Origin of the sequence: Clostridium frigoris, assembly GCF_018861865.1 — a bacterium.
Classification (GTDB): Bacteria; Bacillota; Clostridia; order Clostridiales; family Clostridiaceae; genus Clostridium_AD; species Clostridium_AD frigoris.
The window spans coordinates 1-21,097 of the sequence record NZ_JAHLDV010000040.1 but is presented as its reverse complement, the minus strand read 5'-3'; the positions used below and the strand labels follow the sequence as shown (position 1 = coordinate 21,097).

Annotated in this window: 16 protein-coding genes, 2 rRNA genes, 1 pseudogene and 1 other annotated feature; of the genes and pseudogenes, 1 reads left to right on the top strand and 18 read right to left on the bottom strand. The window is 30.1% G+C overall.

From position 1 onward, the window contains the following. Window positions 1-105 precede the first annotated feature (105 nt). From KPL37_RS14430 to KPL37_RS14360, 15 genes and pseudogenes are all read right to left on the bottom strand, one after another. Complete coding sequence (locus KPL37_RS14430) at window positions 106-2,496, bottom strand: sensor histidine kinase (protein WP_216150475.1); 2,391 nt, start codon at window positions 2,494-2,496, stop codon at window positions 106-108. 270 nt (window positions 2,497-2,766) lie between these two features. Then, window positions 2,767-3,552: an HAD family hydrolase gene (locus tag KPL37_RS14425; protein WP_216150473.1), complete on the bottom strand. Its 786-nt coding sequence runs from the start codon at window positions 3,550-3,552 to the stop codon at window positions 2,767-2,769. A gap of 185 nt (window positions 3,553-3,737) precedes the next feature. Then, window positions 3,738-4,742 carry a galactose/methyl galactoside ABC transporter permease MglC gene (gene mglC / locus KPL37_RS14420; RefSeq protein ID WP_216150472.1) on the bottom strand — a complete coding sequence of 335 codons (1,005 nt, stop codon included), beginning with the start codon at window positions 4,740-4,742 and terminating at the stop codon, window positions 3,738-3,740. Window positions 4,743-4,762: 20 nt separating this feature from the next. Then, window positions 4,763-6,274 (bottom strand): sugar ABC transporter ATP-binding protein, encoded by a 1,512-nt coding sequence (locus tag KPL37_RS14415; RefSeq protein ID WP_216150471.1) that lies wholly within the window; start codon window positions 6,272-6,274, stop codon window positions 4,763-4,765. A gap of 121 nt (window positions 6,275-6,395) precedes the next feature. Next, window positions 6,396-7,439: a galactose ABC transporter substrate-binding protein gene (locus tag KPL37_RS14410; protein ID WP_216150470.1), complete on the bottom strand. Its 1,044-nt coding sequence runs from the start codon at window positions 7,437-7,439 to the stop codon at window positions 6,396-6,398. A gap of 138 nt (window positions 7,440-7,577) precedes the next feature. After that, on the bottom strand, window positions 7,578-8,633 hold the full coding sequence (locus KPL37_RS14405; protein ID WP_216150469.1) for a galactose ABC transporter substrate-binding protein: 1,056 nt from the start codon (window positions 8,631-8,633) through the stop codon (window positions 7,578-7,580). Between the two features lie 29 nt (window positions 8,634-8,662). Further along, window positions 8,663-9,640 carry a substrate-binding domain-containing protein gene (locus tag KPL37_RS14400; RefSeq protein WP_216150468.1) on the bottom strand — a complete coding sequence of 326 codons (978 nt, stop codon included), beginning with the start codon at window positions 9,638-9,640 and terminating at the stop codon, window positions 8,663-8,665. A gap of 17 nt (window positions 9,641-9,657) precedes the next feature. After that, entirely contained in the window at window positions 9,658-11,421 is a 1,764-nt protein-coding gene (locus KPL37_RS14395; protein ID WP_246578302.1) for a sensor histidine kinase, read from the bottom strand. Window positions 11,422-11,442: 21 nt separating this feature from the next. Further along, the gene (locus tag KPL37_RS14390) at window positions 11,443-13,056 is read right to left on the bottom strand and encodes a response regulator (protein ID WP_216150467.1); all 1,614 of its coding nucleotides are present in this window, start codon (window positions 13,054-13,056) and stop codon (window positions 11,443-11,445) included. Window positions 13,057-13,374: 318 nt separating this feature from the next. Then, window positions 13,375-13,917 (bottom strand): annotated as a pseudogene (locus tag KPL37_RS14385) (glutathione peroxidase); the annotation flags it as partial. Window positions 13,918-13,947: 30 nt separating this feature from the next. Further along, entirely contained in the window at window positions 13,948-14,313 is a 366-nt protein-coding gene (locus KPL37_RS14380; RefSeq protein WP_216150464.1) for a hypothetical protein, read from the bottom strand. A 167-nt stretch (window positions 14,314-14,480) separates the two neighbouring features. Beyond that, entirely contained in the window at window positions 14,481-14,894 is a 414-nt protein-coding gene (locus KPL37_RS14375; protein WP_216150462.1) for an EVE domain-containing protein, read from the bottom strand. A gap of 130 nt (window positions 14,895-15,024) precedes the next feature. Next, entirely contained in the window at window positions 15,025-15,165 is a 141-nt protein-coding gene (locus KPL37_RS14370) for a hypothetical protein (protein WP_216150460.1), read from the bottom strand. Between the two features lie 110 nt (window positions 15,166-15,275). Beyond that, entirely contained in the window at window positions 15,276-15,833 is a 558-nt protein-coding gene (locus tag KPL37_RS14365; protein WP_246578301.1) for a L,D-transpeptidase, read from the bottom strand. A 250-nt stretch (window positions 15,834-16,083) separates the two neighbouring features. Beyond that, window positions 16,084-17,601, bottom strand: a complete 1,518-nt coding sequence (locus tag KPL37_RS14360; RefSeq protein ID WP_216150459.1) for an InlB B-repeat-containing protein — start codon at window positions 17,599-17,601, stop codon at window positions 16,084-16,086. A 247-nt stretch (window positions 17,602-17,848) separates the two neighbouring features. Continuing rightward, window positions 17,849-18,083 (top strand) — a binding site (T-box leader). Window positions 18,084-18,148: 65 nt separating this feature from the next. On the opposite strand from KPL37_RS14360, the gene ilvA reads away from it, so the two are divergent. Further along, window positions 18,149-19,393, top strand: a complete 1,245-nt coding sequence (gene ilvA / locus KPL37_RS14355) for a threonine ammonia-lyase (RefSeq protein WP_216150457.1) — start codon at window positions 18,149-18,151, stop codon at window positions 19,391-19,393. Window positions 19,394-19,401: 8 nt separating this feature from the next. Here ilvA and KPL37_RS14350 read toward each other — a convergent pair whose 3' ends face one another. From KPL37_RS14350 to KPL37_RS14340, 3 genes are all read right to left on the bottom strand, one after another. Next, on the bottom strand, window positions 19,402-20,490 hold the full coding sequence (locus tag KPL37_RS14350; RefSeq protein ID WP_216150455.1) for a lactonase family protein: 1,089 nt from the start codon (window positions 20,488-20,490) through the stop codon (window positions 19,402-19,404). Between the two features lie 257 nt (window positions 20,491-20,747). Continuing rightward, window positions 20,748-20,864 (bottom strand): 5S ribosomal RNA (gene rrf, locus KPL37_RS14345). A gap of 127 nt (window positions 20,865-20,991) precedes the next feature. Continuing rightward, a 23S ribosomal RNA gene (locus tag KPL37_RS14340) occupies window positions 20,992-21,097 on the bottom strand; the annotation flags it as partial.

Here is a 21,097-nt window from a genome sequence, read left to right as displayed (position 1 = left end):
CTGCCATCTTCTATAAGTGGCAGTTGTCTAGCCCAGTAAAATTGCTTTGGTGGCAGTCTAAATCTGCTTCCAAAGTTGTTAATTTTCAGCTCCGCAGGAGATGATTTAATCATATATATCAGAAAGTTCGATTTTAATTCGTTCTTCTTTGTTTGCTTTTGTATAAATACTGCTTTCATCAAGTTTTTCATCTTCAGGTAGCAGTTTCACAGGAATCTCAACTCTAAATTCACTTCCCTTATCTAGAGTACTTTCTAATTCAATGGTACCATTATGAATAACTACTAACTCCTTAACTAATGAAAGACCTATTCCACTTCCCTCTCTGTTTCTAGATAATGACTTATCTACTTGAATAAATTTTTCAAATATAGAGGATTGTTTTTCAATAGGTATTCCTATTCCGGTGTCTTTAACAGATATAACTACACTGTTTAACTTATTGTATATATTAACTTCTATTTTCCCACCACTATGAGTAAATTTTATAGAATTTGATAATAAATTGAGTATTATTCTTTCCAACGCCTCTTCATCAAAAGCCATAACTCTTTCTTCTATTTCTGTATCAAAAACAATAGAAATATTTTTATTTTCTACATAATCAACGATTGATGATACAATGTTTTCTACTACATTAACTATATCATTATTTTGCATTTGTATAAAAAAATGACCCGAATCAATTTTTGTTATATCTATAAGATTACCAATTATTCTAAGTAACCTATAGCAATTTTGTTTCATTATACCTGTATATTTTTCTATATTTTTATTTTCTTCTTTAACTGAACTATTTTTTAATTCAACAACTTGAAGAACACTAAAAATTAAATTTAGAGGTGTTCTAAGTTCATGAGAGATATTCGAGAAAAAGTTTGTTTTTAATTTATCATAATTCATAAGTTCTATAATCATCTTTTCATTTTGTTCATTATCCTTATAATCGGTTATATTAAACCCTAACAAAATCAACCCTTTATAAGTTCCATCATCATTAAATAAAGGTATTCTTAATGTATCATAAATTTTATTAATATTCTCTCTTTCATCTTGCACTACTTCTTCGCTCCTAAATACAGTGCCTGTTTTTAATGCCTCTTCATCCTTATTTGACCAACTTTCTAATACATCTTTTGCCTCAACTGATATATTAGTTAATTCATCGATATTTCTATTTTTACAATCTTTTTTATCGATATTTAATAATGTTAAAATTGCATTATTCATATCAAGAAACTTACCTTGTGCACTTTTAAAGTAAATTATATTGGTGGTAGAATTTATTAATGTATTTAACAAACTCTCACTTTCAGATAACAATCTTTCAGCATGCCTTCGTTTATTTATATTAATCATCACAAAGATTATTGCTCCTATAATTATAAATATAACAATGGATATAACATATATAATTTGTCTTTTAGACATATTATAAGAATTATAAGGTTTATTGACTATCTTTGATCCTTTAGGTAAATCTTTCATATCAATACTAAATTGTTTTAATTTATCATAATTAAATACATATCTATGAGATGAATCCTCAGTAACAGGTATATCAGAAACTTTTGTACCATTCAATATTTTTAAAGCTATTTTACCTACTTCTTTTCCTAATTCATTACCATATGTAACAACTCCTCCAACACTTTGTTTGTTACTCTGTATATACCCAGTAGAATATATAGGTATATTTATATCTTTAAAAATAATATTTACAGTTTCCTCAATTGAAATATCATTACCATTATTATTTTTAGTTGTTCCACTAGAATCGAAATAAATAATAGTATCTTTAGGTAAATTATCTACTTTTTCTTTAAGTTTTGTAATATTCTCTTCGTCACAAAATAAAAACTTAACTTTATCCTTATATAAAGGTACTAAATCTTCTATAAGATTTTTAGCTATTATTCCTCTTGAGTTTTTATTTGTAATTATAAATATTTGCTTTGTACTAGGATGAAGTTTTAAACCAACATCAATAGTCCTTTGAACATCCTGACTTTTTGAAAGTCCTGTAAAAAGAGGATGTTTACTAATCATAGCCTTATTAAAGTTATACACTCCACAAAATACAACTGGAGTACTCGGAAACAAGTCATCTCCATATTTCTGTAAAAATTCAAATGCGTTATCATCTAAAGTAATTACAACATCAAATTTGGTGTTTCTGAATTTATATTTAAATAATTTATAGGCTATCTGAGAATACCCTTCTTCAAAATTATAACCTGTGTCCAGATATTGAATTTTAACATCTATATTTTTTTTACTATTTATAAACTCTGAATTTATTGCAGATGTAATTTGACCAGTCCAGTCTATTGATTGATTCCCAGCAGTAATACTCCTATTATCTCCATATGAATTTAAAATCAGTACATTTTTCTGAGCTGTATTCTCTGCATAAACAGGACTTGGTAAAAAAAGAAAAAATATAATAAAAGATATTAAGAAAATAGAATGTTTTATGTATTTATTATAGGTCATATATGAATTAACTCCTAACGAAAAAATTATATACATTGTTTACTCCAAAGCCGATTACTTTTTATGTGTTTTTCTACTTTTTATTTCAAGTTATGTATATGTATTCTACATAAAATACATATGTTCCTCTTTTACTCAGTATATTAAATTAAAATATAAAGATGTTTTGTATACTTTTCATAAGTAAACATAAAGAAATTCAAGCACAGCCCATAACAAGAGCTGTGCTTGAATTCTATAATAAATACTTAATGAGTTATATAGAGAAACCTAATTTATAAATTTTTCTATTCCTACTGTTATCCCATCACGTGCAACATCGTCTGTTACCTTTTTAGCGTGGCTTTTAACTTCGAGGCTTGCATTTCCCATAGCAATACCACATCCAACAACTTCTAACATTTCTACATCATTTATACCATCCCCAAATGCATAACTGTTTTCTATAGGGATATTTAAATGATTGAGTACTTGCATTATTCCAGATGCTTTTGTTTCCATGCTAGAATAAACTTCAAAGATATTACTTGATATATTATGATTACAATCAAATCCATTCTCCTGTAGTGATAAACAATACTCTTCTGCCTCTTTACTTTTGCATAACATCTCCATTTTGTAAATGTTAATATCATTTATATTATAATCACTCTTTATGTACTTACTTGATATACCAAAACTATCATAATACTCATATAACTCTTCAAATTCACTCTTCATATATGAATATTTTTCACCTTCTAATATATACTCAATATTAAATTTTTCAAAATTATTTATTATTTCTTTTACAACATCTTTCTTAATTGCTTGTTTGTAAATTAATTCTTCTCTAACTACTACTTGTGCCCCATTAGTAAACACAAAACCGTCAAACCCAAATTTCAACAGCTCTTCACTTATAAACGCATATGGTCGACCCGTTGCAATAAAGATGTAATTACCCTGCGCTTGTAATTCTCTAATAGATTTTTCAACGCCTTTAGTAATCTCTGTAATGCCTCTTGTACAATCAATTAATGTACCATCTATGTCAAAGAATATAACTTTTTTCATGTTGTATGCTCCTCTTTAGTTCTTATTTTATAATTTTTTATATTATAACTATATGATAAAGCATCAATTGCAACTTGTCCAACATTTAGGCTAAAATAAGGAATAGTATATTTCTTGTATAGAAATATACTATTCCTTATTTTTAATTTTACTTTTATATAAGTATAATCAGTAATAAAATTTCTTTATTTTTTACGAATATATTTTCTTATATCGACTGCTACTGCTGATACTATAATTAAACCTTTTATTATTTGTTGCCAATATGGATTAATGCCTATAAATGTTAGTCCGTAATTAATAACGCTAAATATAAGTACACCTACTACAATACCTGGTACTGTACCAACACCACCAGCTACTGACCAACCACCAACAACACAGGCCGCAATTGCATCTAATTCGTAACCGTTACCATAATTGTTTGTAGCTCCTCCAGTCCTTGCCGCTTCAAGAACACCTGCTATACCATAAAGAACACCTGCTATAACATATATTATTAATAAACATTTTTTCACATTAATACCTGAAACAATTGCAGCTTCTCTATTCCCACCTATAGCGTATACATCTTTACCAAGCTTTGTCTTATTTAAAACTACATATATTATTAGTGTAACTATAGCCGCTATAATTATTACATATGGAATTCCCCATAATGATCCTGTTCCAAGTGCAGAAAAATCTGCCCTTAGACCCCCTATAGGCTGTGACTTATTAGGAGGAAGATCAAAATAAATTGAGTTTGCTCCATAAACAATAACCATCGTTCCAAGGGTTGCTATAAATGGTGGTACCTCAAACTTCGATACAATAAAACCATTTAAAAGACCAACTATACCTCCAGCTAAAATACCTGCTAAAATAGGAACTACCATAGGCAAATGGCCTAAATTCGGATAAAATTTACTTGTATAATCAGCAGCTTGAATCATTGATGCAGATATAACTGCTGCAAGCCCTACCACACGTCCTGCTGAAAGATCAGCACCCGCTGTTAAAATAGCAAAACATGCTCCAAGTGCAATTATGACTCTTGTTGAACTTTGAATCAATATATCACGAAATGTACTAAATGAAATAAATCGTGGATCCTTTACAGCAATTCCTATTATTAATACTACTAAAACAACATATATAGCGTTTTGTTTGAAAAAAGCACCTATATTTTTCTTTTTACTTATTTCCATTTACCTTCCCCCCCTAACTATTACATATACTTGCTAGCAAGTCCCATTACTGCTTCCTCTGTAGCCTCTTTTCCATCAATAATACCTGAAAGATGTCCCTCACACATTACCATTATTCTGTCAGACATGCCTAAAAGTTCAGGCATTTCAGAGGATATCATTATAATACTTTTGCCCTGATTTGCAAGTTCCGTAATAATTGTATAAATTTCAAATTTTGCACCAACGTCAATACCACGTGTTGGTTCATCAAGAATTAGTATCTCCGGAACTGTAAGAAGCCATCTTGCGAGTAAAACCTTCTGCTGGTTACCACCAGATAAATTTTGTATAAGTTCTTTAAACGAAGGTGTTTTAATATTTAACTGCTTTATGCTCTTATTTGAATCTTCTTTGCGGCTCTTATCAGTCAAAATGCCTATAGGATTTAAATATTTTGACTGATTTGCTACAACAATATTCTCCAAAATTGATAGTACTGGAAATATACCAGTTGCACGACGTTCCTCTGTAAGTAGAGCCATGTTATGCTTCTTTGCATCCATTGGCGACTTAATTCTAACTTCTTTATCATTTATAAAAATTTTGCCTGACTCCAAACTTCTAAGGCCAAAAATTGCTTCCATAATTTCTGTTCTTTGAGCTCCAACAAGTCCACCTACACCAAGTACTTCTCCCTTTCTTAAATTAAAAGAAACATCTTTAAAAGATCTTGGAAATGGTGAAGTGAATTTTTCAACCCTTAAAACTTCTTCTTCAGGTACATTTTTCCTTTCTGGAAATCTATTAGTTAGATCACGTCCAACCATCTTTTTAATAATCATATCAATAGTTAGGTCCTTAGCTTCCCAGGTACCGATCATCTTTCCATCTCTCATTACAGATACTTCATCTGAAATTTGAAGAATTTCTTCCATCTTATGGGATATGTAAATCACTGCAACACCAGTCTTTTGTAAATCACGAATTATTCTAAACAAATGACCTACTTCAGTTTCGGTAAGAGATGATGTAGGCTCATCCATAATTATAACTTTTGCATTATAAGAGACCGCTTTTGCTATTTCCATCTGTTGAACTGTAGAAACCGATAAATTTTCCACTATTGTATTCGGATTGATATCAAGTCCAAGCTTTTTAAAAAGTTCTTTAGTATCTTTGTACATTTTTTTCTCATCTACTAATTGAAAAGGTCCAATTCCATGCATTGGCAAACGTCCAAGCCACATATTTTCCATTACATTTCTAAATTTAACAGGATGAATTTCCTGATGAATCATTGCAATTCCAAGATTTAGAGCATCCTTTGAACTATTTGTTACAACATTTTGGCCATTTAATAATATTTGTCCTGAATCCTGCGTGTATATACCAAAAATACATTTCATAAGTGTAGATTTACCAGCACCATTTTCACCCATTAGTGCATGTACTTTTCCAGCCCGTACCTTAAGTGTTACATCATCTAATGCCTTAACACCGGGAAACTCTTTGGATATATTATTTAATTCTAACAAATAATTATCTTCCATAATTTTTTCGCCCCCTATATACCTTAAAATAGCTAATCTCATTAATAAACCAAAGTACAATAAACTTTCTATTGCACTTTAGTCAATTTTAAAATATTTAATAATTTATAAGTATATAAGCTTATTTAGCATCGCTCATATTTTCTTTAGTTATTTGTTTGTAATCTATCCATACATATTTTTTATCTGTTAATGTATATCCAGCATTAGCAGTGGTTGGCACTTTACCTTCAGCTAGTAATTTTGAAATATTAAATGTAGCAATTCCTTGATTTTTAGCATCATTTAATACTGTTCCAAGCATAGATCCATCAGCTAAAGCTGCAATTCCTGGAGCTGTAGCATCAACACCCACAACAGGCATATATTTAGTACCTTTAAAGTATCCAGCAGCCTTTAATGCAGATATTGCACCAAGAGCCATGTCATCGTTATTAGCAAGAACTGCTTCAACTTTATTACCTTGCGCAGCTAAAATAGATTGCATTTTATCTTGTGCTTTAACACGATCCCACATACCAGTATCTGTAGCTACCATATGAACTTTTATTCCTTCTTTAACTATTTCACCAATTGAAGCTTTAGTTCTAGCAATAGCATCTGGATGTCCTGGTTCACCAGTAATCATAACATAATCCATAATTCCATCTTTATTCGTGTCTGCTTTTGGATTTGCTTTCCAATATGCAGCCAATATCTTTCCTTGCATTATTCCAGACTGTTCAGGTTTTGCTCCTACATAGTAAACCTTATCCCAAGTATTCATATCAGAAGTTGAAGGCATACGATTAAAGAATACTACTGGAATGTTAGCAGTCTTTGCCTTAGTAATGATCGCACCTGCAGATGCAGAATCAACTGGATTAATTTCCAATGAATTTACTTTTTTAGTAATAAACAAATCTATTTTATCATTTTGAACTGCAGATGAATTCGTACTATCAACAATTTCCACCTTTGCTTTAGCAGTAGTTGCAGCTGCAGATATTGAATTACGGACACCAGTCATGAAGGTATCATCAAATTTGTAAATTGTACATCCTATTGACACACTTTTAACATCACTGCTTGTAGTAGTTGTTGTTGCAGTTTTACTAGTTGAACATCCTGCTAACATTGAAGTAACCATTGCTGATACTAGAATCATTGTAATTGCTTTTTTCATGAATTTTCCCCCCCGATTTTTAAATGTAAACGTTAACCTGGCTTAATAATACCATCAAAAACATTTAATATTAATACAAAATGCTACTATGACATATTAAAATTCCACGTTATTTTTACATTTATTGGTATCAAGTTGTTATTTATAAGCCTGCTCTGCTTCATCAATATTATCCTTAATTATGATAACATAATGAATACGTACAGACTTATCACTATTGCCCCTCCAAGAGGTTCCGTTAAAAACATTTTTACCTTTTGCTGCATTTGTAACTAAATCAATTATTGCTTTACCTTGAATGTTAGCATCATTTAATATCGTCCCCACCATTTTTCCTTCTTTTATCTTTTTTATAGCATCTGGAATGGCATCTATTCCAACTACGGGTATAAATTTATTACCAGATAAATATCCATTTTTTTCTAAAGAGTCTATAGCCCCCAGCGCCATAACATCATTATTAGAAATTACAAATTCTATCTTATTATTGTATTTTGATATCCATCCATCCATCTTTTCTTTTGCTTTTGCCGCATCCCACATTGCAGTTGCCTCATCAAGCTTCTCTACAGGAATACCTGCCTTTCTAATTTCATCTAAAGCGTATTTACTACGGGCCTTTGCATCGGGATGTCCAGGTTCCCCTTTAAGTAAAACATATGATATCTTGCCATCGTGATTTTTATCCCATTTACTCTTATTCTGATTCCAAAGATCAACTATCATTTTCCCTTGTAAAATTCCAGATTCCTTTGAATCTGTTCCAACAAACCATGCTTTATTATAGCTGTTTAACACTGATGCGTCAGGTTCCTTGTTAAAAAATATAACTGGTAAGTCCCACGCTTTTGCTTTATCAATTACAATTTGTGCAGCTTTTGGATTAACTAGGTTTATTGCAAGAGCACATACTCCCTTTGAAATCATCTCATCTATTTGCATCAATTGTATATTCTCATCATTTTGGGAATCATTCATAATTAATGCTATTTTCCCATATGAAGCATCTTCCATTGAATTTCGTATATAAGACATAAATTCATCATCATATTTGTAAATAGCTGCACCAACTTTCGGAAGACTACCCTTATATCCGATATTTGAATTATTACTATAATTATATACATACCTAATTAAAACGACTGATACAATAATTATAGTAAAAACTATTATAATTTTTTTTATATTCTTCATTAGAATTCTCCCTATATATTTATATATATTTATTGAGTAAATGGAAATAATATTTTTTGATTTTTGGGTAAATACATGTTACTCCTGTCTATTACTACTAAACCTGTATCAACATACTTTGGAATTTTCTTTCCTTGTAAACTTAAAACCGCATACTTAACAGCTAAATACCCCATACCGAAGGGACTCTGAGTAGCAATTGCTTCTATAACTCCTTTTTCTAAATATTCTATTTCTTCTGGAGTATTGTCAAATGTAATGACATTTATTTTACCAGCAAGTCCCAATTCATCAATTGCTTGTGCTACTCCAATAGAACTTATATAATTTAATGCTATTATTGAATTAACTTTTTCACTACCTAACACAAGTTTTTTTGTAAGCACCAAGGCACTCTCTGAATCCGCATCGACAGGTGCCTTATATATAACCTTCATTTCCGGGTGTTTTGAGATTATCGACATTAAGCCATCTTCTCTTTCCTTATTATTACTTGAATCTTTAGTAAAATTAATAATTGCAATTCGCGAATTTACATTAGACAAAGAAACAAGCTTTTCCCCTACTATTTTTCCGGCTTTTACATTATTTGTAGCTATATAACTATTGATTTTATTACTACTCAATTTATTATCTATGACCAATACATGTATTTTTTTACTTACCGCTTTTTCAGTTACATTTACAATTTTATTATTATCACCTAAGGCCAATATTAAAGCATCTGTTTTTCTTTGAATAGCAGCATTTACAAGTCCTACCTGCCCATCAATATCAGTTTCATCACCTGTTGACGTAAAGTCTACCTTTACATTAAATTCTTTGGCGGCAACTTCAGCACCCATTCTGACATTCTTCCAATAGTCACCACTTTGTGTTTTTAATATTAATGATATTTTTTTAGGCTCATCATGATTTTTTGTACTTAAATTCACAATCCCGAATAAAAATGGTGAAATAAGAAGTATAAAAATCAAAATATATATTAAAATATTTTTTTTAAACATAATGCGAACTAACCTCCTTATTCTTTTATAAGAGGCAGCCATATTTTAATTGTAGTGCCCTCTTCAATTTCACTTTGTATTTCAAGCCCATATTCCATTCCATATCTTATCTGAATTCTCTCATGTACATTTTTAATCCCAACACCTGAACCGCTATCTGTTTTCACTCTGTACTCAAGTATGTGCTTTAATTTTTCTGAATCAATTCCAAGCCCATTATCATATACTTCATATAACAATTTACCATTAGTAATGGAAACAGATATTCTTATAAGCCCTTCATCTACCATATACTCAATACCATGGTAAATTGAATTTTCTATGAGAGGTTGCAATATTAGCTTTGTGGTTTTATATTCTAAAACTTCCTCTTGCGTTATAATTTCAAATTTAAATTTATTTTTATATCTAATCTTTTGAATTATCAAGTAATTTTTTGCATGTTCTATTTCTTCACGGACTGTAATAATATTTCTTCCCCTACTTATACTTATTCTAAATAGTTTAGCAAGGGCAGTTACCATTGTTATTACACCATCAGTTTTCCCATTCTCAGCCATCCACACTATTGAGTCTAATGTATTATATAAAAAGTGTGGGTTAATCTGCGCTTGCAAAGCATCTAATTCGCTTTTCCTTTTTGCTTCCTGTTCTATTACTATTTGTCCCATAAGTTGCCTTACTTTAGAAATCATCAAATTAAATGCTGTAGCTAATCTTTCCACTTCATCTTCACCTTTAACATCAATGTATATATTAAACTCTCCTTCTTCTACTCTTTTCATAGATTCCTCAAGTTGTTTTATTGGATGTGATATTTTGGCCGAAATAAACCCAAATATAAATATAATCAATATAATACAAACAAAGAAAATCCAACCTATAAAATTTGCACTTGTTGTTTTAAAATCAGATATTTCTGACATATATGCTACTGCTACAACTTTCCAATTTGTATAATTAACTGTCTTAATTGTAACAAGTTTTTTTCCTTCATCGGAATCTTCTAAATAACTACCTAAATAATCCTCACGTTTTTCAGACTTTAAACCAATGTTAATTAGTTGTTGTTGTGGATGATATATTATATTATTGTCAGAATCAACAATATAAATATAACCTCTTTTCCCTATTGATATATTTTGGCATAGCTGACCTATTGTGCTATAATTCATATCAACCAAAAGTACTCCACGTACTTTTTTAGCCCCTCTATAATAATATATACCTCGACTTAATGAAACAACCCAATCATGTTTTCCATTAAAAAGATTTTGTACATGTGGTAGTGAGAACTTTACGTTATCCGATTTATTTATTGCCGATTTAAACCAATCCTGATCTATAATATCTACTTTGTTTTTTAATACTAAAGAAGGAGATTCAATTATAAGTTCCCCTTTATCTGAAAATACAGCTACGCTTGTGATATCTTCTCTAATATTTTGTATTACATTCATTTGGTCTTGCAACTTGCTATTGGGAATATTTTCATTTAGGTAAATGTTTTTTTCTAATAAGTTAGATACTTCCTTAGTACTTTTTAAATAATACTCAATATTAGAATTAACTTGATTAACTAATTGTTTTGTACTTAATGTAGCATTATTCTCAAGCAAACTTGAAAATTTATTATAAATTAAAATTCCAACAAAAAGCATGGCAAATACCGTAATAAATGTAAATGATATTGTAATAATAAATTGTATTCCTCTTACTTTAAAGGTAGAGACTACTGTCTTAATTGGGTTATTTAAAAATCTTTTAATCCTATTATTCAAAATTCCATCTCCTCTTAGCTATTAATTATTTCTATACTCAGATGGAGAAATTCCAAACTTCTTTTTAAAACAATAACTAAAATAATTTGGTTCTGCATATCCTACTTTGTATGCTATTTCAAAAGATTTCATCTTTGTGGTTTTTATTAGGTCCTTCGAAGCATCAAGTCTAATCTTAGTTAAATAATTTATAAAAGTCATTTTTGTTTCTCTTTTAAAAATAAAACTAAAATAAGTTGGACTTATATATAAATAACTACAAATACTATTAATATTTATACTACTATCACTATAAAATTTATTTATATATGCCATAGTTTTTTCAACTAAAAGCGTGCAACTATCTTTCCTATCTTTTATAATGTAATTCATTATTTTTATAGATATATGTTCAAACCAATTCTTTACTTCATTCAAATCATTAAATCCATATAGTTCTACAAATAAATTGTAATTTTCTCCAAAAATATATGTCATATCTACATTCAAACTTTCAGCTGTTTTAATTATAGTTGTGAGAATTTCTAATAAATATATTTGATAATGTCTTATTGGAACATTTATATCTACACGTTGATAAAATAAACTATCTATTGTTTTAATAATTTCTGCTTCTGTTCCTACTTTAATTGAGCTTCTAAGATCGTGTTCCATAATTTCATCAAAGACTATTTTTTCTTTACTACTTGGTTCAATATCTTCTATCCAAATAATACGATTTTTGCCCATTATAAATCTATAATCTAATGCATAAATAGCATTCTGATATGAATCAGCTATGCCTGATACTTCATTCACAATTGTTCCCAGACCTATTGTAATAGTAAATTCTAAATACTTTTTTATACTCTGTCTTATCTCTTCAAGTATAGATTGGATTTTATTAAAAATAACATCCCTATCCTCTTCTAAAAATGGACTAATTAATACAATCATATTATTATATATAAACACAGTACCACTCTGGTTTCGGTAAACGATTTCTTCAACTATATTAAAGACTGCAAATTTGGTCAAATCTGTTTCATTACTATTATCCATTTTCAAGTTTTGATGTGTAATTTTGTAGTCTATATTTATAACTGCTACAACAAATCTATTTCCATTTAAGTTAATATTATAATTCTTAACTTCTTCTTGTATTTCCTCTTTTTTTAACTTACTAGTAATTAAATATGTAAGAAATTTTTCTTTCAAAATAGGCAAACTCTTTATATAATATTCCTTAAGAACTTCCATATCTTCTTTTTTTAGCATTTCCTCATCAATCTGAGATTTAACTCTTAAAAGTACTTCAATCAATTCTTTTGAAGAAACTGGCTTTAATGCATACTCTACAACATTTAATTTTACAGCATTTCGTGCATATTCAAATTTATCAAATCCAGTTAGAATTATTATCTTAATTGTAGGAAATTTTTTCTTTAAAACCTCAGAAAGTTGAAGCCCATCCATAAATGGCATTTTGATGTCTGTTATAACTACATCTGGAGTAAATATTTCTGCCATTTCTAAAGCTTCTCTTCCATTTTCAGCTTCACCTACTAGTTTAAATCCATATAACTCCCAATTTATTTTTTGTGTTATACCATTTCTTACTTCTTCTTCATCATCAACTAAAATTAATTTATACATATTCTCCTCCAATATATTATCTGTACATTTATGTTAACTGTAATAATATACATAAATGTTTTATATTGTATTTATTATAGCATGTTTAATTTTAAATTAGCAAACAAATAGAGAAGTGAATCAAGTTCACTTCTCCATTTGTTTCTCAAGCTATTTTATTCTAATTTACTAATCAATTTCTTCATTATATACAAAATTGCAAGGTCCTCCTTCGCAATTTAAAACTTCTTCATCATTTTCACCAATGTACATCATTTTATCACCTAACTCATTTTCAAGCTTGTCAACACTATGAATATGCTTTGCCTTAGACTGTGATATTAATTTTTCAATGTCTACTGCCATGCCTGATGGTTCAATTGTAGGTTCATATCTGTTAGCTATATTTCCATCACTGTCAATAAGAAATTTTGTAAAGTTCCATTTTATTGAACTATCCTCCATAAATTCAGTGAATTTTCCCTTAAACATGTCATTAAGTTTTTTTCCAATAGGATGGTTTAAATCAAAGCCTTTGAAAGTTGTTTTTTCTGTAAGATATTTAAAGAGTGGAAGTATATTCTCGCCCCTTACATCACCCTTCTCAAACAATTGGAAGCTTACTCCATAATTTCTTTTACAAAAATTTTGTATTTCAATGTTTTCACTCGGTTCTTGCCCAGCAAATTGATTGCTTGGGAAACCTAGTATTTCAAAACCCGTATCCTTATATTGTTCATAAAGCTTCTCTAAGCCTTCGTATTGTGGTGTAAATCCACACTTACTTGCTGTATTAACTATAACAATCACCTTTCCCCTGTACTGTTCTAGAGATACTTCATCCCCATCGATTGTAATTGCTTTAAAATCATAAATTGACATATACTATCCCTCCATTTTATATAAAAATTTCTAATTTTGTGTATTTATTTGTGTTTTTAAATAACATATTTCCATATATTCGTCTTCCTCAAGTTGCCTTATGTATTCATATTCTTTTATATACATAAATCGTATTTTTGTTTCCTTTTGATCTAAAATTTTCTCCTCTTCATTATCAATGTTTTTTGTAATTTTATCTGCTTCAATTAACCTATCATTACCATTGTTAATTTTAAGCTTATATATACTTTTATCGCTTTTACCCCAATATTCTAAATGCATCACTTGCAATATTATACTCCCACAGTTAGAGCATTTTATGTATAATTGCTGCCTAATTTTCTCGATAGTTACTTTGTTATTATCACAATTTCTACATACGATAGTTCTAAACATGTATATCACCTCCACTATTCTTATGTTATAAATCAGAAATTTATGTCAAGTAAAACACCCCCCATTTAAAAGCTTAGTTATTTAAAACAAATAAACACCAGTAACTATTGTTATAGCCACTGATGCTTATATAAATATAAATTCCATGTAAATTTTTTATGTTATTTTCATACTATCATTTTTACTAATTCATCATATTGTTCTCTAGTTAATGATATAATTGTTCCTCGGACTTTAATGCCATTTGAAAACTTATCTTTAAGAATATCATTTTGCTTTACTTCTTCAATACTTATAGGGAACTGAATATCTTTAGTTTTTATTACATCGATTACCTGTATTCCATTTTTATTTGAATGTCTTTCTTCTGTTATTTTACCCAGTGCAACAAGTTCCCTCTGTTTTCCCGAGTTATATCCAATAACCAAATCACCTACTTTTACCTTTGAAAAATATTTTCTAGTCCCTCCTTGTTCATTTTGTGAATTCCATTCTTCCATCTGACCAATATCTATGCTTTTAGTCCAGCTCCAAGGATTTTTATCGTCATGAGGGTTAGCATTTATCCACCAATAATTCATATTAACATCTCCTATTATTTTTAATGTGTACTAATAACCTGATGTTTACACTCAAACCACTTTCCAACATTTGTATATTAGCTGAAAAATAAGCTCCAAGGATATACCCCAGAGCCTCATTAACTTTTCTTTAATTTATAAACACCACTTCGTTACAATTCTTACAAACTAAAATTAAAGTAGCATCATTACGCGTTTTAAATTCGTACTTTTCAATTTTCTTATCGGTTTTTATATCTTCAACATTACCACATTTACAAAGTAATTTCATCTTGTTCCTCCTACTAAGTTGCTCACTCAAAGTATTATACCATAAATTGGAAGCAATTGTAGTATTTATTTACTTTTATGTGATATTGTATAAAAAAATTATATATACTCCTAGTTGCTCCAAATAAAAGTCTTAGCTGGAATATAATCATAAATGAATTTAGCATTTTTTAAAGATAACCTTACACATCCGTGAGAGACAGGAACTCCAAGTGTATTATCTATAACGTAGTTCCCAAATTTGTCATATAGGACACTGTGGAATAAATAATTACCCCTTATTTGAGTATAGTATTTACACCTGGCACCACCAGATGATATAAAATAACTACCTTTAATCCCCACATTAAAATTACCTCTTATTGTAGGGGTACTTGCTTTGCCTGTAGAACACACCATTGATGTAACAAGATGCCATTTCTTATTAGAGCCCTTAAATATATTTACCTTTTGATGATGTGTATCGATCCATATAAAATAAGGAGTAGCACTCCAAATATTCTTACTATTTATAATTTTTTCTAACGAATTGTTATAAGATACAGCCTTATACACAGCTTGTTTTACATTTGTTTTGATAATATTATTTTGAACTAATATATCATTATATTGATATGCTTTTGACTGAGTAACAGGATACTTTACAGATGCTCCCACTTTATTATTCAAAGTACATACACTTAAAATTATCATACATATAAAAAGAACACATAATAAATGCCTTTTAGTCATATTAATACCCCTTTTTTTAAGATTAGTGCATTTTCCAACAGTATATTCTCTTATAATCTAAGTGCTACTAAAATATAAGATTAGAAAAAGAATAAAGGATTTGTTACAAATGCCATATCACATTTGTAACAAATCCTTATATAATTAATATAACTTTTTCAACTTATAATATAATAATTACCTATCTTTAATTTACCCATATTAATGAGCCTTTAGGTATTGTATTATAATACCATTTAGCCATATCTAGCGGCATACGGATACATCCATGGGAAACTCTTTTCCCTATCGTTGAATCACAGACTGCTCCCCCGGTAGTTAAGATTATTGAATGTAACATATAATTTCCACTATACCTTGTCCAATATTTTACTATTGTGCCGCTACCTGCAACGAATGAAGCCCCTTTATCTTGAATCGTAAATACTCCCCTCTTTGATGGCGTTATATTATTTCCCGTTGCACATGAATATGACTTTACTAATGTCCAATGCTTTGCTGATCCAGTAAATACATTAACTCTTTGCCTATTCAAATCAACCCAAGTAAAGTATTTAGTATTGCTAATAAAACTACTAGTAACATTCACATAAGTTTGAAGTTGATCCTTAGTTAAGTATTTTGTATTAGTAGCTGGATTGGTTGATACAGAGACCTTGTTACAGGCTACCCACAACTCAGAACCATTAGTTTTTCTAATTAAATAACGACTACTACTCTCATCTTTAATCTCTACTTTTAATCCTGCATATTTTCCGTATACTGGATTTGGCTGTACTAAACTATTATATACAATACTTGAAGTCATTCTAGAAGTTACAACAGTCCATTTACTATATAATATTGTTTTTCCTACATTTTGGTATGACCTTATTTTATAATAATACGTTTTACCTGTTACTAAACCTGAATTTGTATAATATAAAGATGTTGTTTTTGTTAATAGGCTATAAACGCCACTACTAGAAGTAGCTCTATATACCTCATAACCGCTTGCACCTTTTGTAGCACTCCATGTAAGTTTAATACTCGTAGCGCTAATTATAATGGTTTTAATATTTGTAGGAGTCGCTGGTGGTGAAGCAACTATCCATTTTGTATATAACGATGTATTAGATGTCACTTTACTTGTTGTAAAATTCCATTCATTTAAACAATTAGCTTCTTTGTACCAACCACCAAATATATACCCTGTCTTTGTTGGAGATATAGGTTCCGTTATACTAGTGTTATAATCGGCGCCTATATCACTTACTAAACTTCCGCCTTGACTGTTAAATAAAATTGTGTATTTATTTATTGTCCATTTAGCAAATATTGTCGTGTCTTTGGTTATTAAAGTATTTGTGAAATCAAATAGATTTACAAATGTAGTATTATCTTTGTACCATCCTCCAAATGTGTAGCCTGACTTAGTTGGGTCTTGTGGTGCAATTACTTTTCCATTATACTTAACAATTTGAACTGGTACCTCTAATCCCCCATTTGAGTCGAAGAATACATTATCAGAATTATTTACTTGTCCTGCCTCAGTATCATTTGTTTCTACAAATAATTTTAATGTATTTGCTTGCTTAACCTCAGCTTTTGACACTGTTTCTTTTGTTGTTGATAGTGGCGCTTCACCCTCTAATGCACTTGCAGTTACAGAAATATTTAAACATATAAATATTAAAGATACTGTGATAATTAAAACTTTTTTCAAGTAAGTCTCCCCCCTATAGTGTTAAAATATTATAGCTTTTATTATATTCTATGCATCTATAGTAAATCCCTTTAAACCAATTATTATTTTACTTTTAGCATACGTTATGGATTAATCAAAAGTAAGATGCAATCGTTTATTTTTTGTATTGATTTTATATACTATCCTATATTCAAATTACAGAATATTTAATTTTTATTGACTTTTGGGAATTTTAATGTTAAGCTTCTTTTTAAATTAGTATATTGTAAATGCGTTGATGGAGAGTATAATTTTACAAACTTCAGTTACAGAGAGTCGATGTTCGCTGAGAATCGATACTAAGTAAAAGTTACAAATCACTCCAGAGCTACTTCCCCGAACAAAGTAGGGGAAGCCGGTTAGTCTCGATAAAAGGCTTAGGTTTTAACGAACCGAAAAGAGAGGTGTCTTTTTTTTAAGATACAATTAAGGTGGTACCGCGATTAACACTCGTCCTTGGATTTATTTCCAAGGGCGAGTTTTTTTTATTAAAACATAATATACCAAAAATCTAGGAGGCTTATATATGCAAAACTTAGCATTAAAATCATTATCAAATCAAACATTAGAACATCATCTTTTAGAGATTCAAAAGGCACAGGAAAATTTAAAAGGTGTAACTTTAAAAACAGGCCTTATATACAGTGATGTATTTAGTAATGAATCTGGAAATTCCGTTTATATTAAGCCTGAAAATTTACAAATAACTGGCGCCTTTAAACTTCGTGGGGCATATAATAAGTTATGCAGCTTAACATCTTCTGAAAGGGAAAGAGGTGTAATTGCATCATCTGCTGGAAATCATGCACAAGGAGTTGCATATTCTGCTGAAAAGTTAGGTATTTTAGCTACCATAGTAATGCCTAAAACAACCCCTCTTATTAAAGTTGAAGCCACTAAAAGCTATGGCGCAACTGTAGTTTTATTTGGAGATTGTTATGATGAAGCTTATACAGAAGCAAAAAGATTAGAGAAAGAACATAATTATGTTTTTGTACATCCATTTGATAATTTGGATGTAATGTATGGACAAGCTACCATCGCCTGCGAAATCGTAGAAGAAATTGAAGATATTGATTGTATACTTGTTCCTGTTGGTGGTGGTGGCTTAATTGCAGGAATTGCACTTGCAGCAAAGGCCCTCAATCCAAATATTAAGATAATAGGTGTAGAACCTGAGGGTGCAAAAGCAATGAAGGATTCTATTGACTGTAAAAAAGTTGTCCACCTTAAAACAGTTTGTACTATAGCTGATGGTGTCGCTGTAAAAAAACCTGGAGACCTTTCTTTTGAGATTATCAGAAATTATGTAGATGAAATTGTAACGGTTTCAGACTTTGATATTATGGAATCCTTCCTTCTTCTACTCGAAAAACATAAACTTATTGCAGAAGCTTCTGGCGCCTTATCATTTGCAGGACTTAAGAAAATAAAAGAACGAGGTAAAAAAGTGGCCTGCGTTTTAAGTGGTGGTAATATCGACGTTGTTACAATATCTTCAATGATAGATAAAGGTTTAGTTTCAAGGGGCCGCCTCTTCTGCTTCAGTTTAGAAATGTCAGATATACCTGGAGAATTAGTCAAAGTATCAACTATCCTAGCAAACGCAAATGCTAATGTAGTTAAACTAGACCATAATCAATTTAAAACTAATGACCGCTTTATGCAAGTTCAACTTGAAATTACTGTAGAAACAAATGGTCATAATCATGTTAATGCCATTATAAATGCATTAGATAAAGAAGGATATAAAGTTAATAAAATATACTAATTCATTGTTTATAAACTTATAAACTTTATACAAACAGGACTTAATATTTTAATATCTCCTGCTAAAACTTCAAGTTTCCCTGATTCAGAAACAATTTTAAAAGTTACAATTGTATCTGAATCCTGATTTAAAACGTACATAAACTTGCCTGTAGGATCAATTCCAAAATCTCTTGGGCACTCCCCATATGTTGCTGAATGACCAACTAATTCTAGTATGCCTGATGTCTTTTCTATTTTAAAAATAGCTAAACTATCATCTCCCCTATTAGAAGCATAAAGATAATTACCATCTGGTGAAATATGAATAGCTCCGCAAATATTTTCGCCTACATATCCTTTAGGTAGCGTTGAAATATGCTGTATTATATCAAACGTTTGTTTCTCTACACAATACTGTACTACTAAAACTTCGCAACTAAGTTCCGTAATAATATAAGCAGTTTTTCCACTAGGATCAAACTCCATATGCCTTGGACCACTACCCGGTTTGATTATTAATGATAATTTGTCGTTAATAATCAAACTACCATGTTTCCTATCAACCTCATAAAATTTAATGCTATCAATTCCAAGATCTACGACACATAAATACTTTTCTTCTGGAGTTAGTGTTACATAATGCACATGAGGTTTTGTTTGCCTTATTTTATTTGGACCGGAGCCTTCATGTTCCACAATTGTTGATATAGATCCAAGACTCCCATCCTCATTAACCTGAAATACAGATACAGTGCCTTCATTATAATTAGCTACAAAAACATATTTGTTATCACGAGCAATACAAACATTGCAAGGTGCCTTTCCTTTAGTACCCTTAATATTTAATAACTTTATTTCACCAGTTTTTTGATCAATTCGAAAAGCTGCAACTGCCCCACCAGCTTCACCATTAAAAACTTCATTCTCCAAAACTGCATATAAAAATTTATTATCATGACTAATATTCAAATAACTTGGATTATCAACTTTTGAAGATACACCTATTTGTTCTAAACGACCTGATTTTATATCAAGATTATATGAATATATCCCTTGACTTCCATTACTAGTATAGGTTCCAACATAAGCTATATACTTTTTCGATAAATTCTCCATTATACATCTCCTAATAAAATTATATATATAGTATATATTAACGCAAATAAAACACTAAGTAAACTTAGTGTTTTTTTATAACCTGGCGACAACCTACTCTTCCACAAAGTTACCCCTGCAGTACCATGGTTGCATTGAAGCTTAACCGACCTGTTTGGTATGGGAACGGATGAGAATATAAATATCCTCTAAAAATCGAGTTTCATTTAAATTAGGACAAAACAAAAACACTAAGATAAACTTAGTGTTTTTTTATAACCTGGCGACAACTTACTCTTCCACAAGGTTACCCCTGCAGTACCATCAGCGCATTGAAGCTTAACCTTCGTGTTCGGTATGGGAACGGGTGTTACCTTCAGGCCATAATCACCAGATGAGAATATAAATATTCTCTGAAAATTGCACAGTTAATCTTCTCGCTTACGCTCGAAGCTTTTATCTCTTTCTAACGAAAGAGAAATATATCACAAAATTAATATTAATTGTGTTACTTATATTATCTTGGTCAAGCCCTCGACTTATTAGTATTAGTCAGCTGAACATGTTACCATGCTTACACCTCTAACCTATCAACCTGGTGGTCTTCCAGGAGTCTTACTTGCACCAC

Bases quoted from the DNA above. Each gene is read 5' to 3' on its own strand.
- KPL37_RS14430 (WP_216150475.1), bottom strand. From the start codon at position 2,496: ATGACCTATAATAAATACATAAAACATTCTATTTTCTTAATATCTTTT.
- KPL37_RS14425 (WP_216150473.1), bottom strand. From the start codon at position 3,552: ATGAAAAAAGTTATATTCTTTGACATAGATGGTACATTAATTGATTGT.
- mglC (WP_216150472.1), bottom strand. From the start codon at position 4,742: ATGGAAATAAGTAAAAAGAAAAATATAGGTGCTTTTTTCAAACAAAAC.
- KPL37_RS14415 (WP_216150471.1), bottom strand. From the start codon at position 6,274: ATGGAAGATAATTATTTGTTAGAATTAAATAATATATCCAAAGAGTTT.
- KPL37_RS14410 (WP_216150470.1), bottom strand. From the start codon at position 7,439: ATGAAAAAAGCAATTACAATGATTCTAGTATCAGCAATGGTTACTTCA.
- KPL37_RS14405 (WP_216150469.1), bottom strand. From the start codon at position 8,633: ATGAAGAATATAAAAAAAATTATAATAGTTTTTACTATAATTATTGTA.
- KPL37_RS14400 (WP_216150468.1), bottom strand. From the start codon at position 9,640: ATGTTTAAAAAAAATATTTTAATATATATTTTGATTTTTATACTTCTT.
- KPL37_RS14390 (WP_216150467.1), bottom strand. From the start codon at position 13,056: ATGTATAAATTAATTTTAGTTGATGATGAAGAAGAAGTAAGAAATGGT.
- KPL37_RS14380 (WP_216150464.1), bottom strand. From the start codon at position 14,313: ATGTTTAGAACTATCGTATGTAGAAATTGTGATAATAACAAAGTAACT.
- KPL37_RS14375 (WP_216150462.1), bottom strand. From the start codon at position 14,894: ATGAATTATTGGTGGATAAATGCTAACCCTCATGACGATAAAAATCCT.
- KPL37_RS14370 (WP_216150460.1), bottom strand. From the start codon at position 15,165: ATGAAATTACTTTGTAAATGTGGTAATGTTGAAGATATAAAAACCGAT.
- ilvA (WP_216150457.1), top strand. From the start codon at position 18,149: ATGCAAAACTTAGCATTAAAATCATTATCAAATCAAACATTAGAACAT.
- KPL37_RS14350 (WP_216150455.1), bottom strand. From the start codon at position 20,490: ATGGAGAATTTATCGAAAAAGTATATAGCTTATGTTGGAACCTATACT.